Origin of the sequence: Rhizobium sp. GN54 (assembly GCF_021026345.1) — a bacterium.
Lineage (GTDB): Bacteria > Pseudomonadota > Alphaproteobacteria > Rhizobiales > Rhizobiaceae > Mycoplana.
Genome location: NZ_JAJNCZ010000009.1, coordinates 57,607 through 76,774, shown reverse-complemented (window position 1 = coordinate 76,774; position 19,168 = coordinate 57,607). Strand labels below are relative to the sequence as shown.

The following is a 19,168-nucleotide window of genomic DNA, read 5'->3' as shown; positions in this document are numbered from 1 at the left end:
CTGTTCAGGGTGCTTAGAGCCGGAGCGATGTCACGGGCGTATGACGCAGCGGAAACCGACATGGCTGGTGGTCGTGTCAATCTCCTGGGCATGACGCGCTGCTGGCCGATAACGGCGACAATAATTGGGCGCACAAAGGTGTGATCCCCCCTTCAGGACCCGCCGTGGAATGCCGAGTTCAACCTGTGCGGGATCAATGCTTCCAGAAATGTCGGTACTCCGAGGATTTGAAGGGATACAGCACGCCTTCGCCGCTGCTTCGGGGTGTCGTGTAGTCCAGAAGTCCGCCGTCCACTCCCAAGTATTGCCGATCATGTCGTAGAGGCCATAGTCATTCGGGGGGAATGATCGAATCGGGGACGTTCGTTCGTAGCCATCGGACAACAGGTTTTGAAGCGGGAAGCTGCCCTGCCAGATATTCGCCATGTGACGGCCTCCGGGAATGAGTTCGTTTCCCCAGGCAAACTCCGCCTGGTCGAGACCGCCGCGCGCGGCGAATTCCCACTCCGCCTCAGTGGGGAGCGCCTTACCTGCCCATGCGGCATAGGCCTCCGCGTCGCAGTAAGCGACATGCACGACGGGGTGGTCGAGGATATTGCCTATACTGCTCTTGCGCCCGAGCGGTCGTCGCCAGTTTGCTCCACGAGTGAATATCCACCACTGGGAGATGCTGCTCCCCTGAATGGGCACGGTAGGTGACGTGAATACGAGGGAACCAGCCCTTAGGTTCTTCTGAGGCGCCCCAGGATAGTCTCTGGCGAGCAGCCTCTTTTCGGCAAAGGTGACGTAGTCCGTTGCTTTGACGAAGGCGAAAAATTGTCGGTTCGTTACCGGCGCTTCGTCCATCCAGAACCCGTCGACAGCTACGGGATGGGCAGGAGCCTCCTCCGGATAGTGCCCGTCGGACCCCATGATAAAGGTCCCTCCGGGAATCCAAACCATTCCTGGTTTGATGCTGCTGTCGTGCTCCTCAATGAGACGTTTCTGTGGATGCATGCGTGCTTCCCTGGTGCTGGCGGTCGTGAAGCGCGGAGAAGTTGCTTCATAGTCGATGCAATGCCTACCATGCCTTGCTGCCGCAGCCGAATTTCCGCGGGAGAGCAGAGGCGACGAGCTACTGCTGAACAGGCATAGTCAGTCTCAGTCGTCGACGATATCCCAATCGTCGTTTGGGTTGAACGTTTCTATCCCTGCCGCAATTTCGCTGGTCTTTTCACCGAGGTCCGCCTCGTACACGATCCCATGCCGGTCGACGGCGAAGGTCTTGACACCGCTCACACCATAGTTCACCGGCCATGCTACCAGAGCAAAGCCTGCGATCATGTTGCCGTTGATACGGTAGTCGTGCGCCCCGCCGGCAATTGCATCTCCCTGGCGGGTTAGGATGCGATAGTGATAGCCGTTGAAGCCGTCTCCCGCTTTGGCAGATTGCAACGCATCGCCATCTGCCAACGCAGGCCCGGCAGGGCTTTCCTCGCCGCCAAATTGATCAGCCGGCCAGTACAACCCGTCTTGCGCTCCGTCCGAGCTGATGAGCTTCTGCGCGTATTCGAGAACGCCGTCGCCATCGTGGTCCGCAAGGGCATACCGCTCCTGCGCTTCCACATAGGCATGCAGGGTCGCGATCGTCGAAAGCTCGTTCTCGCCGACCCGGCGATTGGCGACCTCTTCCAGGCCGACATAGGTGGCGAAAGCCCATCTGCCGTCGGCGCCTTTTGCGATCGGGAACGGAAACGGCCAACGCTCGCCTCCAAGTTCGATCACCTTTCTGCCGTTGACGTCCTGAACGCCGACATGTTCCTTCACACGGGACTGGATGTCGGTGTAGGCATCCATTATGCCGTCGCTGTGCCTTGTTCTGGCGACTTCGAGCCCGAGGAGAGTGGCTAGCTTGTCGAAGTCCCCTCCAGCCACTGTCGACTTGAAGGTCTCGACGGCCTCCTCTGCTGTTGCAAACGTCTGCGGCTCCCCGGAGGCAACGTACGCGTTCAAGGATTCGGTACCGGAATCTGTGACCTGCGCGACCGCGTTCAGTGCCGTGGTGCCGAGCAGGAGGGCGCACAGGGAGGCGGCGATACCGTTGCGAAGTGCTTTCATCGTGAACATCTCCTTTGCACCTTCCTCAGCGGTGGCGACCGCCGCCGTGCCTGACGACTTTGTGCCCGCCGCCGCCGCGATGCCCGCCACCCATGGAGTGCCGTCCTCGATTTGACGAGAGGTGGGTCTGATGGCGATTTCCCGGATGGCCGAGCACGGAATGGTTTCCGGTGGCATGTCTTTGGGCATGTGCCCCCGGTTTCGGTTGTTTTGCATGGCGCGTCACGTGCTGGGGCGAGTGCTTCGAACCGATGTGCGTATCGGAAGCGCCCTGTCGGTGGGAACCCGCAGCCTGCCTCGCGTTCGCCGGCCTGATGTTGCTTTCGCGATTACGAATTCTGTCCGCATCGACCTTGCTCTTCCGGATGTCGCCGACCGACACTTTGGGATGATTGCCAGAAATCGTGTCCCCGTGCCCGCGCCTTACATTCTTTGCGCGCGCGGAGATGTTGTTGTTCCGGTTCGATTTGAAGTCGCTTTTCAACGCGTTGTGGTCGATCCTGTTGAACTGGTTCCGGTCGAACTTGATCTTGGATCGGTCGACATTCTTCCAGTCGACGTCGTTGAACTTCAGCTTGTCCCGATCGATGTCGATGTGGTTGAAGCAGCCGTCGCAATCGATATCGACGTCGCCTCCGTGCCAGTCGCCTCCCCACACGCCCCAGTCGTCCCAGTCCATCACGGATGCCCATGCGACGCCGGTGACGGCGGCAGCGAAAAAGGGTGCCGTTGGATAATAGTAGTTCGGATAGGGATCGGGATAATAGGCAACCGGGGCAGGGGGATAGCCTGGCTCGTAGAGCATCTGCGGCTCGTACTGCGGAACATATATCTTCTCCGGGTCCTTGGATTGAATGACGACATTGTCGCCCTCGTTCACGACAGTGATCTTGTCGTCGCTCTTGATGACGTTGCCCGCCACGGCCTTGTCGCGCAAGGTTTGAACGGCGATCAACACGTCCTTTTGCTGGAAGGACAGCGCACTGCCGAGCGCCTGGGTCCATTCGAGGTCGTCGCTCATCATCTTGACGACCTGGGGATAATTCAGCAGCGAGATCACGCTGCCATCCCAGCTTTCCTTCGGCTTCAGGTCCTTGTCTGATTTTGATTGCTGAAGGAACCGATCCGCTTCCACGATCTGGAGGGGAAACAGCGAAGCAGACGAGATCACCGCAACGAGTTCATCAGGATAGAGCGCGATCCGTGCCACGAGCACTTCGAGTTCTTCCTCCGTGAGCAGGTCGGGCGTGTTCTCGCTGCCATCGACGGCAGGTTGGCTATGAGAGCTGTCTTGCGCGCTGGCATTGGAAGCCAGAAGCGGGCTACTCGTAAGAAGGAGTGTGACGATCAACGAACCGACTGTGCGGCCGACGAGGCTGAAGGCAATGGTCACTGTCAGATGCTCCCGGGGTAAAAATACGAATAGAAATGAGCTGTGAGGCACTGCGAACGCGGCATTTGCGGCTAATGCGGATACACCTTGTTCCAGTCGTTCTTCATGCTGACGATGTTCCAGCCGCGTTTCGGGCCCTCCGCCAGACCTCTATCAAGCTTCCCAAAGTGTGAGTTGCGGTCGTAGGCGTATTCTCTTTCGGCGTCGTCATGATGGACGATCAGGCCGAAGGTCCGCCCCGGTCCCGACGTCGTCCATTCCAGCATCTGGAAGTCGCCGTCCGAATTCCCGAAGGCAGCGATCGGGCGTCGGCCGATGTGGCCATAGATCCCTATCGGCTTGCCCGGGCCATCGTCGATGAAGTCGACTTCCGGCAGGCGGACGATGGAGGGCTTTCCGTCCTTGTCGTCGTACCGCGACTTGATCGATGACCCGACGACGTTCTCGGCGGGAATTCCGTAGATCCGTTCTGTCCAGGGCCGCATGAACTCGATCCCGCCGCCGGAGACGATGAACACCTTGAACTCGTTTGCCTTGAGATAGGCGATCAGTTCGAGCATCGGCTGAAATACCATCGACGTATACGGCTTCCCGGTCTTCGGGTGCCTGGCGGTGTCGATCCAGTCGCCGGCAATCCTGGTGAACTCGTCGCTGGTCATGCCTGCATGGGTGACGCCGACGAGGTCGACGAGCCCTTTTTCGCCGGAAGCCGCAACCCCTGCGAGATCGCCGGCAAGCACGGATTTGAAGGGTTCGGTCTCCTTCCATTCCGGGTGATCGGGGGCAAGCGCCTTGATGCGGTCCAGCGCGAAGGCTAGCTGGACATACATCGGCTGCTCGCCCCAGAGCGTGCCGTCATTGTCGAAGACCGCCACGCGATCGGCAGGCGCGACATGGTCCGGACCGCCTGCGGTCGTAACAGCCGTCACGAATTCGATGATGTTCCGCTTCGATTGCCCGTCGTTCCAAGACGGCAGGTCATCCGCCATGGCCACGATGGGAGCGATGAGCAAGATGAGTGCCGCGGTCCAGGCGGCGACATGGCGGAGTATTGTCATTGCGGGACCTCCAGGGTGATGAAGCCGGATGTTCAGGTTTCCGGGTTGCGTCGGATCCGGTTGAACGAGTTCTGCAGGGCCTCGGATATCTCGTCTTCGATCTCCGCAAGCAGTCGCTGAAAGTCTTCGGCCTTCGTTCCATCGGAGCACCAGTGTTCGAGCGCACGCCGGGCGGCCTCGTAGTCCTCGCAAAGCACCCGGAAATCCGGTGCGTTCGCATAGAGCCGCCGGATTGTGAGTTCATGGGCCGGAAAGTGGTCAATCACCGCGGTCAAGTCCGACATGACGGCAAACCCGGATGGACGTTCGATGGAACAATAGTCGCGCCTTGTTCGAAACACGCTAGGTGCGAACAGGTACGAACATGTTCATAGGGTTGCGCAGCGGTATCCGGCGAGAATTCTGTTGCAGCCCTCGCCGCCCGGTGGTGATCTGTCAGGTGTCGAAGCCGCGAAGATCTTGTGCCAACCGCTCTTTGGCGCATTCTCCGACAGCGAGGATTTGTAGCCGTCTCAGACGCACCTTTGTGCTCCATGCATATGCCAACGGTCGAAGGACTAAACGATGGGAAATCGAGACGACATCCGCGAACTTGCTGCGAGAATGGGACAATCGATCATCGGGCAGGAGGGGTTGATCGAGCGCCTGCTGCTGGGCCTCCTGTCGAATGGCCACCTGCTTGTCGAAGGGCTGCCCGGCCTTGCCAAGACCCGCGCGATCAAGAGCCTCGCCAAGAACCTTGACGCCGATCTCTCGCGCATACAATTCACGCCGGACTTGCTCCCCTCCGACATCACCGGCTCCGAGGTTTATTACAGCGAGGGCGGGAAGGGCGAGTTCAAGTTCCAGCAGGGTCCCGTCTTCGCCAACCTGATCCTGGCGGACGAGATCAATCGCGCACCGGCCAAGGTCCAGTCGGCGCTGCTGGAGGCGATGGAGGAGCGGCAGGTCACGGTCGGTGGCGAGAGCCATCCGCTACCGGAACTCTTCCTCGTCATGGCGACGCAGAACCCCATCGAGCAGGAAGGCACCTATCCCTTGCCCGAGGCGCAGCTCGACCGCTTCCTCATGCACATACGCGTCGATTATCCGGATGCGGCCTCGGAGGCCGCAATCATGAAGCTTGTCCGTTCGGAGGAAAAGACGACCCATGGCAAGGCGGCCGCCGCGGAGAAACTCGCCGCCGATGTCGTGCTTGCATCGCGCCGGGAAATTTCCGAAATCAACGTCTCCAAGGCCATCGAGGACTATATCGTAGCACTCGTGATGGCGACGCGATATCCTGACAAGATCGATGCGGACCTGGCAAAGTGGATCCAGGTCGGCGTCAGTCCGCGCGGCGTGATCGGGCTGGACCGCGTCTCGCGCGCCCACGCCTGGATGGACGGCCGGGATTTCGTGACGCCCGACGACGTCCAGGCGACCGTCCACGGCATCTTCCGCCACAGGCTCGTGCTCTCCTACGAGGCGCATGCTGGCGGGACGACTGCGGACCAGGCGATCGACAGGATAGTAGAGAAGGTGGCGACGGCTTGACAGGGAGGGACTTGCGATGGCGATTTCTCTACCCGCGTTCGGCAGGACGAAAGGGATGGCGCCGCCGGCTGCGAAGGGCGCGGAAGGTGTCTATGTCACGGTCGACGATCTCGCCGCACTCGAGCCCATCGCCTGCGACCTGACCTTCCTGCGGAAGGCACCGGTCCGCCGGCTGCTCGCTGGCCGGCACGAGTCGCGCATGCGCGGTCGCGGCCTGAGCTTCGAGGAACTGCGCAACTACATGCCTGGCGACGACATCCGCACCATCGACTGGCGCGTTACCGCCCGTACGGGGCAGCCCTTCGTGCGGGTCTATGACGAGGAGAAGGATCGACCCGCGCTGATCGTCGTCGACCAGCGCGTCAACATGTTCTTCGGCAGCCGGCGTTTGATGAAGTCGGTTGCGGCGGCGCAAGTCGCCGCCCTTTGTGCCTGGCGTGTCATGGCGCTGGGCGACCGGGTCGGCGGCTTGGTATTCAACGACGGGGAGCAGGAAGCCGTGCGCCCGCATCGCAGCCGCGAAGCCGTCATTCGCTTTTCCGATGCGATATCGGTCAAGAACAGGGTGCTCAGCGCGACGTCGGACGCAACGCGGGCGCCCGGACAACTCGACGCCGTCCTCTCGAAGGTTGCCGCAGTCGCCCGACACGACCATCTGGTGATCGTCGTCAGCGATTTCGACGGGCATGGGCCGGCAACACGGGACCTTCTCTTGAAGATGTCGGTCGCAAACGATGTGATCGCCATCCTCATCTACGATCCTTTCCTGCTCGAGCTTCCGCGCCAAGGCGACATGGTGATCAGCGGCGGGGCGCTCCAGGCGGAGTTGCAGTTCGGCCGCAGCAATGTCCGTGATGCCGTCGACAGCTTCGCCCGCAATCGGGGCCGGGACCTCTTGTCCTGGCAGAAGGAGATGGGGCTGCCGATGCTGCCGGTCTCCGCTGCGGAGGAGGTTGCCCCGCAGTTGCGCACGCTCCTCGGTCAGCTCGCATGGCGGCAGAGGAGGCGTTGAATGGAGTCCACCACCGCGTCCCCGCCGACCGACCCCATGCTGGCAGCCACCTTGCGCGAACTGGCAGACATCGCCCTGCCGCCACCGGTATCGATGATGCCGGCGACATGGGGATGGGCAGCACTTGCCGCACTCATTGCCTTGGCGCTTGCCTTCGTCCTCTGGCGCTGGCGTCGTCATCGGACGCAGAACCGCTATCGACGCGAAGCGCTTGCGGAACTCGCAGCGCTGGAGGCAGCCGTGGGACAGGCAGCGGGCCGTGCGGACGCCCTGCAGCGCCTGCCGTCGCTGATCAAGCGCACGGCGCTTGCCGTCTGGCCGCGCGACGCAGTGGCGGCATTGGCCGGACAGCAATGGTCGGACTTCCTCAGGACATACGCAGGCAAGGCCGTCCTCGACGACGAGACCTATCGCTTCTTTGCCGAAACCGAATATCGCCTGCCGGCGGCCGGACCTGCGAATGAAGACATGGCCCGGCGGGCGTTTGCCGGCGCGCGCCGATGGATAGAGGGCCACGATGTACACTCTTGACCATCCCTGGCTGCTGTTCCTTCTCCCGCTTCCGTTTCTCGTCTGGTGGCTCCTGCCCCCCTACCGCGAGCAGACCGCGGCGGTGCGCATCCCCTTCTTCGAAGACATCACCAAGGCTGCCGGCATCGGCCCGACCGAAGGTTCCGTCGTGCCGCGGGCGAACCTGCTGCAGAAGATCATCGGCCTGATCTGCTGGGTTCTCGTCGTACTGGCGCTGGCAAGGCCGCAATTTGTCGAGCCGCCGATCGAGAAGACCGAGCCTCAACGCGACCTGATGCTGGCGCTCGATCTTTCGCAGTCGATGGACACGCGTGATTTCCGCGATCCCGAGGGCAATCTGCAAGCCCGCGTCGATGCCGTGAAGACGGTGGTCGCCGACTTCATAGAGCGCCGCCCGAACGATCGACTTGGCCTTGTCGCCTTCGGGGACGCGCCTTACCCGCTCGTGCCCTTCACGATGGACCACGGCACCGTGCGCACCATGCTCGCCGACACGCTGCCGGGAATGGCCGGGCCGCGAACGGCGCTCGGCGATGCGATCGGCCTTTCGATCAAGATGTTCGAACAGAGCCAGGCACCGGACAAGGTGTTGATCGTGCTGACGGACGGCAACGATACGGCCAGCAAGATGCCGGCGGACAAGGCCGCAGAGATTGCGAAAGACAATAATGTTCGCATCCACACTGTCGGGATTGGCGATCCGGCCGCGCAAGGGGAAGAGAAACTTGATGCGGCTGTTCTGGAGAAAATCGCAGCCACGACCGGCGGGCGCTACTTCTTCGGCCAGGACCAGAATTCGCTCGCCGACATCTACACGCTGCTCGACCAGATCACGCCGGCCAACCAAAAGACCCTGAGCTGGCGGCCACGCATAGAGCTGTTCCACTATCCGCTCGGCGCTGCCGTGCTCCTGGTGCTCGCCTATCACGTCGTGATGTGGCTCCTGTCGGTCGGTGCGTTCCACCGCCGGGACAGCGAGGCGGGGGCATGATCGCCGAGTTTCACTTCCTGCGGCCTTGGTGGCTTCTGACGGTAGCGGCAGCGCTCCTCCTGATATGGCTGCTGGATCGGCAATCCGACATGCGGTCGAGGTGGAAGAACTTCATCGCTCCAAATCTGCTCGATCATCTTCTGGTCGGCCGCGACCGGGTCCGCGGCCTGCGACCCATCCACCACGTCGCCTTCCTGATCGCGCTGTCAGGAATTGCCGTTGCAGGACCGACCTGGGAGCGCGAACGCCCGCCCTTCGTGGAGGATACGGCACCGCTGGCGGTGGTGATCGATCTCGGCCCGACGATGAACGCCACCGACATCACGCCGACCCGACTCGAGCGCGCAAAGCTGAAGGTCCAGGACATCATGGCGCGGCGGCAGGGCGCGCGCACGGCGCTGTTTGCCTATGCCGGCTCTGCGCATATGGCGCTGCCGCTGACCGACGACGCCTCGCTGGTCGCCACCTATCTCGTCGCCCTCTCGCCTGCGGTGATGCCGGTTCCCGGCAAGGATACCGCGAGCGCCCTGGAAACCGTCGAGGCAGCACTCGCCGACGAGACGGCCCCCGGCACGATCCTGTTCTTGACAGATGGGGTCGAGCGCGGTGCCCTCCCCGCCTTCAGTGGCTACAAGGGACGCAACGACCTGATGGTCCTTGGCATCGGTACGCCGGAAGGTGGCCCTGTCAAAATCGGAGACGGCGAGTATCTGACCGACGGCACGGGTGCGCGCGTCCTGGCGCAATTCGATGTCGACGCCTTGAAGGAACTTCAATCGTCGTCCCCTGCGCAGGTAGCGACCGTGACGCTAGATGACGGCGACGTCGACTGGATCGTCCGCCGCATCCAGACTTCGTTCGCGCAGAAGTCCGAGGAGGGGCTGACGCGCTGGCGCGATTTCGGCTGGTACCTGACCATCCCTGTCGCCCTTCTCACCGCGCTCACTTTCCGCCGCGGGCAGAAGATCCACTGGCTTGGTGCTCTCTTCCTTTTTCTCTCACTTGGAGGCGCGCCACCGGCGCAGGCTGCCGATTTTGCCGATCTCTGGCTGACACCGGACCAGCAGGGGCGGCGGGCCTTAGACCGCGGCGACTATCAGGCTGCGGCGGAACAGTTCACCGATCCGGCCTGGCTGGGTACTGCGCTCTACCGCGCCGGGCGCTATCAGGACGCGATCGATGCGTTCGCGCGATCGACCACCGCCGAAAGCTACTTCAACCAGGGCAATGCCCTGATGCACTTGGACGAGGCGGATGAAGCAATTGCGGCCTATCAGCAAGCGTTGAAGCAACGCCCGGAATGGGAGGAGGCGAAAGCCAACCTGGCGCTGGCGGAGCGCCGCAAGAAGCAGAAGGACGACGAGGAACAGGAGCAGCAGCAGGAGGCCGCGGATTTCTCGCCAGACGAGATCCAGTTCGACGACAAAGGCAAGCGCGGCAAGGAGGGCAGGGTCGAAGGCGGTGCGCAATCGGCGGAATTGTGGATGCGCAACATCCAGGTGTCTCCCGCCGATCTCCTGGCGCGCAAGTTCGCAATCGAAGCATCCGGAGCGGCAAAGCAATGACCTTGATCCCGTCCTTCTTCGCTAGTCTTCTCACGTTGCTGCTCAGCCTGCTCCTGGGAGCGGCCACCAGCCAGGCCGCCGATCCGCTTGCGCGCGCTGCGCTGCAATCCAAGCGGACACTTTATGTCGGTCAGGAGGTCCTGGTCGACGTCGACGTTCTTGTTCCGAACTATTTCCTGCAGCCGCCGCAGTTCCCGCCGATCGATCTTCCGGGCGCGATCGTGACGCTTCAGGACGGCCAGGCCCTGAACCTCAACGAGACGATCGACGGAACCGCATATTCGGGAATTCGGCGCACCTATGTCGTCACGCCGCAGCGCGCAGGCGCGTTCGCCCTGCCGCCGGCTGAAATCCCGTTCGGCTACGCCGCAGTGCCGGGGCAGGTGTCGCAGGGCAGGGTCGCAATTCCTCCGCTGCGATTTTCCGTGCAGGCAGCTCCTGGTGCCGAAGGCGGCCCAGGTGTGGTGGCTGCCAAGGTCAGCGTTACGCAGGAACTCGATCAGGACCCGTCGAAGCTGAGCGCCGGCGACACGCTCGTGCGCACGATTACCGTTCGAGCCGAGGGCATGCGTGCCATGATGATCCCCGAGCCGGACCTTCCGGCGCCCGACGGCGTGCGGATCTACCACCGGGACCCGTCGCTCTCTGATGAAACGGACCGCAACGGGCAGGCGGTCGCAGGCATACGCAAGGATGTGGTGAGCTATCTCTTTGCCGATCCCGGCACCTATGTGCTGCAGGCGATCGAACTGAGCTGGTTCGACCCGGCGACGGAAAAGAATCAATCGGCGGGAACTCCGGAGGTGACTGTGACGGTCGCCCCGGCACTCGCATCGCCGCCGGCAATCGCGCCGCCCGCCTCGCCATCCGATGAGCCGCCGTTCGACTGGCTCCGCCTTGTTGCCGTCGTCGTGGGAGCATTGGCCACCGGTCTCGTTTTGGCCCTTCTCGCGCGCGGCCTGTCCCGGCTCGAGGCACGGTGGGCCGAGCGCCGGTCACAGCAGCGACAATCGGAGGAAGCCTATTTCCGGCACGTCGTGGATGCCTGCAACGACGGTTCGCCGTCCGGGATCGAGAAGGCGATCGATGCATGGTCGCGCAAGGCGGGAATTGCTCCGCTTCAATCCTGGCTCGGGCGCTTCGCCGACGAGGAGACACTGAAGGCCTACAACGCCCATCTGCAGGTTATCTATGGAGTTCCGACAGCGTGCGAGTCGCTGGCGACCACAAGCGTGCTTTTGGCCGGCCTTGGCAAAGCTCGGATTGCTTGGCTAGCCGCTGCCGGCAAGAATCGAAAAGCGCCCGAGTCACCGGCACTGCCGCCCCTCAATCCGGTGGAGTATGCCCGCCGGAAGTCGAAACTGAACCGCCCCGGATTTGCCGGAGACCCTAACTCGTGAGAAGTAGGGTCTATGACAAGCAAGACGACGAACAAGTTTTCTCCTGAAGTCCGCGAGGGCGGTTCAGATGCCCGAACTCTTAAAGGATTGAGCGCAGCGCGTTCACCAGCTCCGTACGCGGACGCACAAGTCGTTCTCTCCCGCGCGGGACAGAAGCGCTTGCGTTTGCTGTTCCTCTGCCTTCTGCGTGATGAAAGCGCATCTCAGGTCGCTGCGCGGCGATAACGATCGGTTCGGCATCCGCAGCATAGTTCTTCTGGCGCTTCACGAAGGGCCGCACATACTGCGGTGCGATCGGCCAAGTCTGGCCATCTCCCGAGCCCAATAGTGCGCGCTTCCGCAGGCCTCCATCACCACGGTTGCCACAGGATCGTCCGCCATGAACTTGCGGAATTGTAGCCGAGATAGCTTCTTGCGGAACTGCAACTCCCCGGTCATTGAGGCTCTATGCACCTGGAAAACGTTCTTCGCCAGGTCGATTCCGATCATTGTCCCTGTCGTCATCCTCGCCGTCCTCCCTCCTATTCGATTAGCCCGACGATCCTCCAACAGGAATCGTCGGGTGGAAAGAGCGGCAACCACTCCGGCTATTCAATCCACAGCGGCCGCATAAGCAAAGGCGAACACTGCTGGGGTCGTGCGGCAATCTAGGCACCCTGAGATGGCTCGCGGGGTTCCGAGCCATCTCTTCATTTCAGTTCGAACTAGCGAGCTTACTGTCCGCCGCCCGCATTCTTAAATGACTCGTTGAGATTCTCCTGAATCTGATCGATGGAGAAGCTTGCTGCACGTTGGGCTGGCGGAAAGTCCTTGAACGTGGCCAGGAACTGTCCAGCCATCGCTTGGGCCGGAACGAGCAGGAACACGCGGTCTATCAACCAGTCGTAGTAGGTGTTGGAGGTAACGTCCGCGCGTTCATAAGGATCGGCGCGGAGGTCGAAAAGCTTCGGCACGCGAAGGGGGGTAAACGGTTCCGCCCAGATCCGAAGGGTACCTGTCGCACGTTGCTCTGAAAAGACGATCTTCCAATTCTCGTAGCGCATTGCGACCATATCGCCATCGTCGTTGAAGTAATAGAACTCCTTACGGGCGCTCTGATCGGTCTTGCCTGTCAGATAATCGAGCTGGTTGTAGCCATCGAGATGGTTCTTGTACTGCTTCCCGGCGATCGTCGTCCCATTCAGCAGCCGGTCCTTTATGTTGCCGTCGCCAGCGGCAGCCGCCAGGGTTGGCAACCAGTCAAGGCCCGAGAAGATGCCAGTGGCGATGGTACCGGGTTTGATGTGTCCGGGCCAACGAACCATCGCTGGCACGCGGAAAGCACCCTCCCAATTGGTATTCTTCTCGCTCCGGAACGGCGTTGTGCCGGCATCTGGCCACGAGTTCTGATGCGGGCCATTGTCGGTGGTATAGACCACGATTGTGTTCTCAGCAATTCCAAGTTGGTCAAGCTTGTCGAGGACGGTGCCAACAAGCTTGTCGGTTTCGATCATGCCGTCGGCATACTCGGTCAAGGCTGTCAGACCTGGTTTGCTGCGGTTTTCGGGGCGGACGTGTGTGCGGAAATGCATCCGTGTCGTGTTCATCCACACGAAAAACGGCTTGTCTGCCTTCACCTGCCTGTCGATGAAGTCTATCGCCGCCCCCGATGTTTCATCATCTATGGTTTCCATCCGCTTGCGCGTCAGAGCTCCGGTGTCTTCTATCTTGCCGTCAGCCGAGGCCTTGATGACGCCGCGCGGCCCGAAACTTTTGCGGAACTCGGGGTCCTGCGGGTAGTTGAAGTTTTCGGGTTCTTCTTCGGCATTGAGATGGTAAAGATTGCCGAAGAACTCGTCGAAACCATGTGCCGTCGGAAGGAACTCGTCCTTATCGCCAAGATGGTTCTTGCCGAACTGGCCCGTGGCGTAACCCTGATCCTTGAGGATTGATGCGATTGTTACGTCGGAGGGTTGCAGCCCAACATCGGCGCCGGGCAGGCCGACCTTGGAAAGTCCGGTACGTAGCGTGGCCTGGCCGGTCAGGAAAGTTGAGCGTCCGGCGGTGCAGCTTTGCTCGGCGTAGTAGTCTGTAAACTTCAAACCTTCGTTCGCAATTCGGTCGATATTTGGGGTGGTGTACCCCATGAGCCCGAAGCTGTATGTGGATAGATTGGTCTGCCCGATATCATCGCCGAAAATGACAAGGATGTTTGGCTTTTCCGCTGCTGCCTCTTGGGCCAGTGAGGGTGTTGCTGCCGTCAACGCGCTGGCAGCAAGAAGAAGTAGGCTTATTCTCATCCCAATTCGCATTTACAACCTCCATCGAATTCCAGTGACACTGTGAAAATGGCTGCCCGACCGCAGTGGTGCCGAGCTTGAAATAGAGCTTGACTTGACCCTGACAAGCAGCAGTTGATAACGCGACAGGACTTGATAGGACCAAGACCGCCGATCGCGATCGGTTGCACCCGTTGCCGCCGCGGTCAATATTTCCATCAGGAGGCGAGACGCTGATCTGTGCCGCCGCCGGCCGGCTGTTCCTGCGCTCGGGCCGTGCCCGGGGCACCTGATGCAATGGCTGCAGAGGCAGCCACGAGCACTGTGCCGCCAAGCAGCGGATCGCGACGATTGATATTCAGCGGACGGTTGGCCTTGGAAGTTTCGGCATCTGGAAAGCTCATTCTCTGCTCCTTGATCAGCTTGAATATTTGGAAAGCCTGAGGGCCATCGGCCGGGTCCATTAGCGCAGGAACTTGATCGTTGGTCAGAGCGATATCGGGCGCCGTCGACCGATGCTCCAAAATGGGTGATGGGAAAGGAATTGATCTCGACAAGTCTCCCTGTTGGCGCTCGCAAGAAACCTTGCGTTCCGTTCTGACGGTGCGGTCGCTGCCTGGATTGTCGCGGATGTAACTCCCGCCACTCCTGCACTCACCGATGGGTTCGCCTCCCGCGGCTGTGCGACGGATACATACTCGCTCAATCACCTAAAACCGACAGGTGCGAACAGGTACGAACATGTTCTCCCGGGCGAACGACTTGCGCAGTTCCATCAGCAAGATAGGCTTTCTCTGCGTCGGCGTTTCGCCCCAAGATCTGCTTCCCCATGGGAGTAACCGAAGCGATGAACGAAGCTCACTCCGAGCCCCTCTCTGACCTGAGAGTAAAAGATCCCCGGACGGACTCCAATGCGACGGAGCTTGGCGAGTTTCTTGCCTCGCATGGCGGTCCGTTCTTCGAATTGCAGGAGCAACTCAAGTTGCTGCGCCAAAGTGCGCTCCGTGCGCCCGCGCGTGCTGCGCTATTCGTGGCGCTGGCATGGGGCGTGCCGTTCCTGCTCGGCCTTCCGCGCAGCTTTTCGCTGGACCACGGCCGCGGTGCCTATCTGGCCGATCTCGGGGTGTGGGCGAAGTTCTTCATCGGAATCGGCGCTTTTGTTCTCGCCGAGCAGCAAGTGGAACGAGGGTTACAGGCGAAATTGTCGCAGATGGTCCGCGCACCGATCATTGCGCCGGCGTCCATTCCAGAAGCTGCGGCGATTGTTTCGGCGGCGCTTCGGAAGCGCGATTCGCGCGTAGCAGAACTCATGTGCTTGCTGATTGCGATTTTTGCGTCCTGTCTCTCCTATCTCAACTTCCACACGGTCGGTACCTCTTCCTGGGCGGTTGAACACCTCCCGGCAGGCAACAGGATCTCGGCGGCAGGATGGTGGTCGATATGCTTCAGCCTGCCGCTGTTCGTCTTCCTCTTCTTGCGCGGGATCTGGCGGCATTTCGTATGGGCGCAATTGTTGCGTGGGCTTGCAAGGCTGGACTTGCGCCTGGTCGCTACCCATCCTGACGGCAAGGGCGGGCTGGCCTTTCTTGCGCAATACCCCAATGCGTATGTTTTCTTTGTTTTCGGGATGAGCTGTGCCGTGGCCGCAGCGGTTGCCAAGAACTTTCTTCACGAAGGCTTGACGATGACCACCTTCACCATGGTGATGAGCGGCTGGCTGGCGATCGTTATCAGCTTCTTCGCCTATCCGCTGTCCGCGTTTACGCCTCCGCTTTCGCGCCTCAGGGAAGAGGGGCTGGCGCTGCTTGGCGCACAGGCCACCCAATACTGCAGAACGGCAGAACGGAAGGCAATCGGGCGAAACGTATTTTCTGATCCCACACCCGAACCTGACAGTGAGATGTCGGATCCGGCAAAGCATTATGAGGCATCGCGAAAGCTTTCGGTCGTCCTGGTCAGTCGATCAGCAGTGGTTCCGGTTGCCGCGGGTGCTCTCATCCCATTCGCCGTCGCAGGAGCGACGAAGCTGCCATACAAGGAGGTCGTGTCCGTCCTGAAGAAGCTCCTCCTTCTTTGATTTGCCCGAGAAACTCACGGGCGGGAGCCAATTGGGGACACTGCTTCGGCGCTGGCGATGGCGGCGGCATCAAGCGTTAACCTTCCACTCTGTTAGCGTTTGGAACATCGAACGAAATCACCATCGATAGCATCTCGAAGGACTGCAAGGATCGGGGAGAGAGCCATGTCGAACAGCGGGTCTGGCAAAAGGAGCACGTTCCAGCGACGCCATCGCAGGCCGCCCTCCATCGCACGCCGGAAGTCGCCCCATCCGCTGCGCAAGGCCGCCCTTGCGAGTATCTTCTTACTTCCCGATGCCGGCATTGCGCTCGCGGACTGCAATCCGGCGGCTCCTTCCTCGGGAGACACGGTCGTCTGCGATGGCAATCCGGCCGGATACACCACCAACGGCCTCGATGAACTCTATGTTGACATCCTCGCTGGCACAAACTTCAACGGGCCGTTCAGCGCCTCGAACACAGGCCTGCTTGACGTCACCAGTGCCGGCAATCTGAACAGTGTGACGCTCGACGACAACGATGTCGTGATTTTCGAGAATTCCGGCAACATGAACAACGGGCTCGTCATCACCGGAGATGGGAACTACTCCGTCGTGAACAATGCCGGTTCTGCGATCAATTCACCGTTCAGCTTTACCGGTGACAGCGATAACAGCATCGCCAACAGCGGAACGCTGAACAACGGTGTAACGATCGACGGCAACGGCACGACAGGGATCGTCAACAATTCGGGCGCATTCATCAACAACGGGGTGTTCGTCATCGGCGCAAGCGAGACGGACATAACCAACTACGGCACCATTCAGAGCACGGTCGCACTTGGAAGCGGCGATGATACGATCATCAACTACGATCCGGGCTCCATCAATGGAAGCGTCGACCAAGGGAGCGGCAACGATCTCTTCCGCATGGAAGGTGGCCGCGTCAGCGCCAGTGTTCAGCAGGCCGCCGGCCGCGACACCTTTCGGCTGATCGGTGGTGAGGTCACCGGCAACCTGGAAGCGGGCACCGGGCGGGATACGATGGTGTGGACCGGCGGTCTGATCGGCGGCATCGATATGGGCGACAACCGCGACCGCGCGCTGTTCCGGGGCCTTGACGACGCCGAGCTCAAGACAATCCGCGTTGACGGCGGAATGAACAGGGACACCCTGACATGGGAAGATACCCAAGGCGCCGGTCCCCAGAGACTTGTGAACTGGGAGCTCATTGCCCTTACGGAGAGTTCGTCCCTGCAGATGACGGAAAACCTTACGCTCGGGGATAGCGGGACGGCGACCGGAACGTTGACCATCGACGAGACGAGCACGCTCTTCGGCGGCGGGCGTCAAACGTCGGTCCTGCCCTTCGGATCTGCCCTCGTGAGCGTCGAGAACAGCGGCGTGATCGACCTGGCATCCGGCTCCAACTCGACGACCGACAGCCTGACGATACAGGGCGACTACCTTGGCGATTCCGGGCAGTTGCTGCTCCAATCGGTGCTGGGCGATGACACTTCGCCGGCAGACAAGCTCGTCGTCTCTGGCGGTGAAGCGTCCGGTGTGACCCGAGTGGGTGTTGAGAATGTTGGCGGTGAGGGCGCGCGAACCCAGGAAGATGGCATCCTCGTCGTGGAAGCGACCAATGGCGGCACTACCGCGCCACGATCCTTTCGCCTGCTCCACCGGGTCACCGCCGGGGCCTACGAGTACTTATTGTTCAGAGGCGGCGAAGAGGATGAGACGGCCGAAAACTGGTACCTGCGCAATCATCTCCGCGATGACGGTGATGGCGACGGGGACGGCGATGGGGATGGCGACGGTGACGGCGACGGCGATGGGGATGGCGACGGTGATGGCGATGGAGACGGCGACGGCGACGGCGACGGAGACGGGGATGGCGACGGGGACGGCGATGGGGATGGCGACGGTGATGGAGACGGGGACGGTGATGGAGACGGCGATGGGGATGGCGATGGAGACGGCGACGGTGATGGGGATGGCGATGGAGACGGCGACGGTGACGGCGACGGTGACGGAGACGGCGACGGTGACGGAGACGGGGATGGAGATGGCGACGGTGATGGCGACGGTGATGGCGACGGTGATGGCGACGGGGACGGCGACGGGGACGGCGATGGGGATGGCGACGGTGATGGCGACGGGGATGGCGACGGTGATGGAGATGGAGACGGAGACGGGGACGGAGATGGAGACGGGGATGATGGCGGCGGGAGTGGGTTCATACCGTCCTACCGGCCGGAAGTTCCAATTTTCACCGTTCTCCCCAGCGTATCACGCGGTCTGCTCCGCTCGACGCTCGGGACGTTCCACGAACGTCATGGCGAGCAGAACTGGTTCGACAGCGAGAATCCGAAGCATCTCGTTTGGACGCGGATGTTCGGAGAAAGCTACAGTCAGGATCTGGAAGGAATTCTGAACCCCAGTTTCGACGGGACGACCTGGGGTATCCAGGCCGGCGCTCCTGTCTATAAGGTTGAGCATGCCAATAGCCAGGAGGATACGTTGGGTCTCTTTCTGGGCTATAGTCGTGCCAGCGGCGAGATCGAAGGGTTTGCACTGGGTCGCTTCGACATAACCGTCGGCACCCTGGATATCGATGCCTACAGCATTGGCGGCTACTGGACCCACACGTGGCCCGGCGGAGGCTATGTCGACGCGGTCCTCATGCATTCCTGGCTGGACGCGGACACGAGTTCAATCGGCCGATACACGTCCAATGTCGACGGAACTGCGATCACGGCTTCGCTCGAGGCTGGGACGAAATTTGACGTTCATGAGAATTGGTCCATCGAGCCGCAAGCGCAGTTGATTTGGCAGCATCAGGACTTCGACACAGTCCAGGATCCCGGCGGGCGCATCGCCATCGACGATGAAAATGCCTGGACGGGGCGCATCGGTGCGCGCCTCCTCGGCAGCTACGATGTGAATGGCGCGAAGGTCAATCCATTCCTTCTCGCCAACCTCTGGCACGAATTTGGCGCCGACAGTACAGTCGCATTCAACGCCACTGGTTTCACCTCGACGCGAGAGGCAACCACGTTGGAGCTTGGCACCGGGCTTACAGCGGATTTCGACCAGAACACCCGTATCTACGCAAGTGTGTCATACAACACGGACGTTTCGGGAAATGACTTCCACGGCATTGAGGGGAATGTGGGCCTGCGTATCAGGTGGTGACGCCGCTGCCGTTCCCTGCCGCCTGTGATGGGGTGAGATATGCCGGAGAGGGTGCGCGGTTGGAATCTGG

15 protein-coding genes are annotated in these 19,168 nt (G+C 61.1%); 8 read left to right on the top strand and 7 right to left on the bottom strand.

Translation table 11 applies throughout. The features are described from left to right. Positions 1 to 30 precede the first annotated feature (30 nt). The 5 genes from LQK81_RS20725 to LQK81_RS20705 all read right to left on the bottom strand — a co-directional run bounded on the left by LQK81_RS20725 (position 31) and on the right by LQK81_RS20705 (position 4,832). Complete coding sequence (locus LQK81_RS20725) at positions 31 to 996, bottom strand: formylglycine-generating enzyme family protein (RefSeq protein WP_230808287.1); 966 nt, start codon at positions 994 to 996, stop codon at positions 31 to 33. A gap of 144 nt (positions 997 to 1,140) precedes the next feature. Continuing rightward, the gene (locus LQK81_RS20720; RefSeq protein WP_230808286.1) at positions 1,141 to 2,097 is read right to left on the bottom strand and encodes a DUF2950 family protein; all 957 of its coding nucleotides are present in this window, start codon (positions 2,095 to 2,097) and stop codon (positions 1,141 to 1,143) included. 25 nt (positions 2,098 to 2,122) lie between these two features. Further along, positions 2,123 to 3,484 (bottom strand): DUF3300 domain-containing protein, encoded by a 1,362-nt coding sequence (locus tag LQK81_RS20715; protein WP_442967170.1) that lies wholly within the window; start codon positions 3,482 to 3,484, stop codon positions 2,123 to 2,125. 77 nt (positions 3,485 to 3,561) lie between these two features. Then, positions 3,562 to 4,548, bottom strand: a complete 987-nt coding sequence (locus LQK81_RS20710; protein WP_442967167.1) for an HAD family hydrolase — start codon at positions 4,546 to 4,548, stop codon at positions 3,562 to 3,564. Between the two features lie 32 nt (positions 4,549 to 4,580). Further along, on the bottom strand, positions 4,581 to 4,832 hold the full coding sequence (locus LQK81_RS20705) for a hypothetical protein (RefSeq protein WP_230808284.1): 252 nt from the start codon (positions 4,830 to 4,832) through the stop codon (positions 4,581 to 4,583). A 280-nt stretch (positions 4,833 to 5,112) separates the two neighbouring features. Here LQK81_RS20705 and LQK81_RS20700 point away from each other — a divergent pair, with 280 nt between their 5' ends. From LQK81_RS20700 to LQK81_RS20675, 6 genes are read left to right on the top strand one after another with little or no spacing between them, the layout of a single operon-like run. Beyond that, on the top strand, positions 5,113 to 6,084 hold the full coding sequence (locus tag LQK81_RS20700; protein ID WP_230808283.1) for an AAA family ATPase: 972 nt from the start codon (positions 5,113 to 5,115) through the stop codon (positions 6,082 to 6,084). 16 nt (positions 6,085 to 6,100) lie between these two features. Continuing rightward, positions 6,101 to 7,096: a DUF58 domain-containing protein gene (locus LQK81_RS20695; protein ID WP_230808282.1), complete on the top strand. Its 996-nt coding sequence runs from the start codon at positions 6,101 to 6,103 to the stop codon at positions 7,094 to 7,096. Continuing rightward, entirely contained in the window at positions 7,097 to 7,627 is a 531-nt protein-coding gene (locus tag LQK81_RS20690; RefSeq protein WP_230808281.1) for a DUF4381 domain-containing protein, read from the top strand. Continuing rightward, complete coding sequence (locus LQK81_RS20685) at positions 7,614 to 8,618, top strand: vWA domain-containing protein (RefSeq protein WP_230808280.1); 1,005 nt, start codon at positions 7,614 to 7,616, stop codon at positions 8,616 to 8,618. The genes LQK81_RS20690 and LQK81_RS20685 overlap by 14 nt, the downstream gene beginning before the upstream one ends. Beyond that, on the top strand, positions 8,615 to 10,183 hold the full coding sequence (locus LQK81_RS20680) for a VWA domain-containing protein (RefSeq protein WP_230808279.1): 1,569 nt from the start codon (positions 8,615 to 8,617) through the stop codon (positions 10,181 to 10,183). Before LQK81_RS20685 ends, LQK81_RS20680 begins: the two co-directional genes overlap by 4 nt. Then, positions 10,180 to 11,583, top strand: a complete 1,404-nt coding sequence (locus tag LQK81_RS20675; protein ID WP_230808278.1) for a BatD family protein — start codon at positions 10,180 to 10,182, stop codon at positions 11,581 to 11,583. The genes LQK81_RS20680 and LQK81_RS20675 overlap by 4 nt, the downstream gene beginning before the upstream one ends. Positions 11,584 to 12,296: 713 nt before the next feature. Here LQK81_RS20675 and LQK81_RS20670 read toward each other — a convergent pair. Together LQK81_RS20670 and LQK81_RS20665 are read right to left on the bottom strand one after the other, a co-directional pair. Continuing rightward, positions 12,297 to 13,874 carry an arylsulfatase gene (locus tag LQK81_RS20670; protein ID WP_230808277.1) on the bottom strand — a complete coding sequence of 526 codons (1,578 nt, stop codon included), beginning with the start codon at positions 13,872 to 13,874 and terminating at the stop codon, positions 12,297 to 12,299. Between the two features lie 185 nt (positions 13,875 to 14,059). Next, positions 14,060 to 14,398, bottom strand: coding sequence for a hypothetical protein (locus tag LQK81_RS20665; protein ID WP_230808276.1), 339 nt, complete (start codon positions 14,396 to 14,398; stop codon positions 14,060 to 14,062). 290 nt (positions 14,399 to 14,688) lie between these two features. On the opposite strand from LQK81_RS20665, the gene LQK81_RS20660 reads away from it, so the two are divergent. Together LQK81_RS20660 and LQK81_RS20655 are read left to right on the top strand one after the other, a co-directional pair. After that, a complete protein-coding gene (locus tag LQK81_RS20660) occupies positions 14,689 to 15,918 on the top strand; it encodes a hypothetical protein (protein ID WP_230808275.1) in 1,230 nt (409 codons plus the stop codon). A gap of 165 nt (positions 15,919 to 16,083) precedes the next feature. Continuing rightward, positions 16,084 to 19,098, top strand: coding sequence for an autotransporter family protein (locus LQK81_RS20655; RefSeq protein WP_230808274.1), 3,015 nt, complete (start codon positions 16,084 to 16,086; stop codon positions 19,096 to 19,098). Positions 19,099 to 19,168 lie beyond the last annotated feature (70 nt).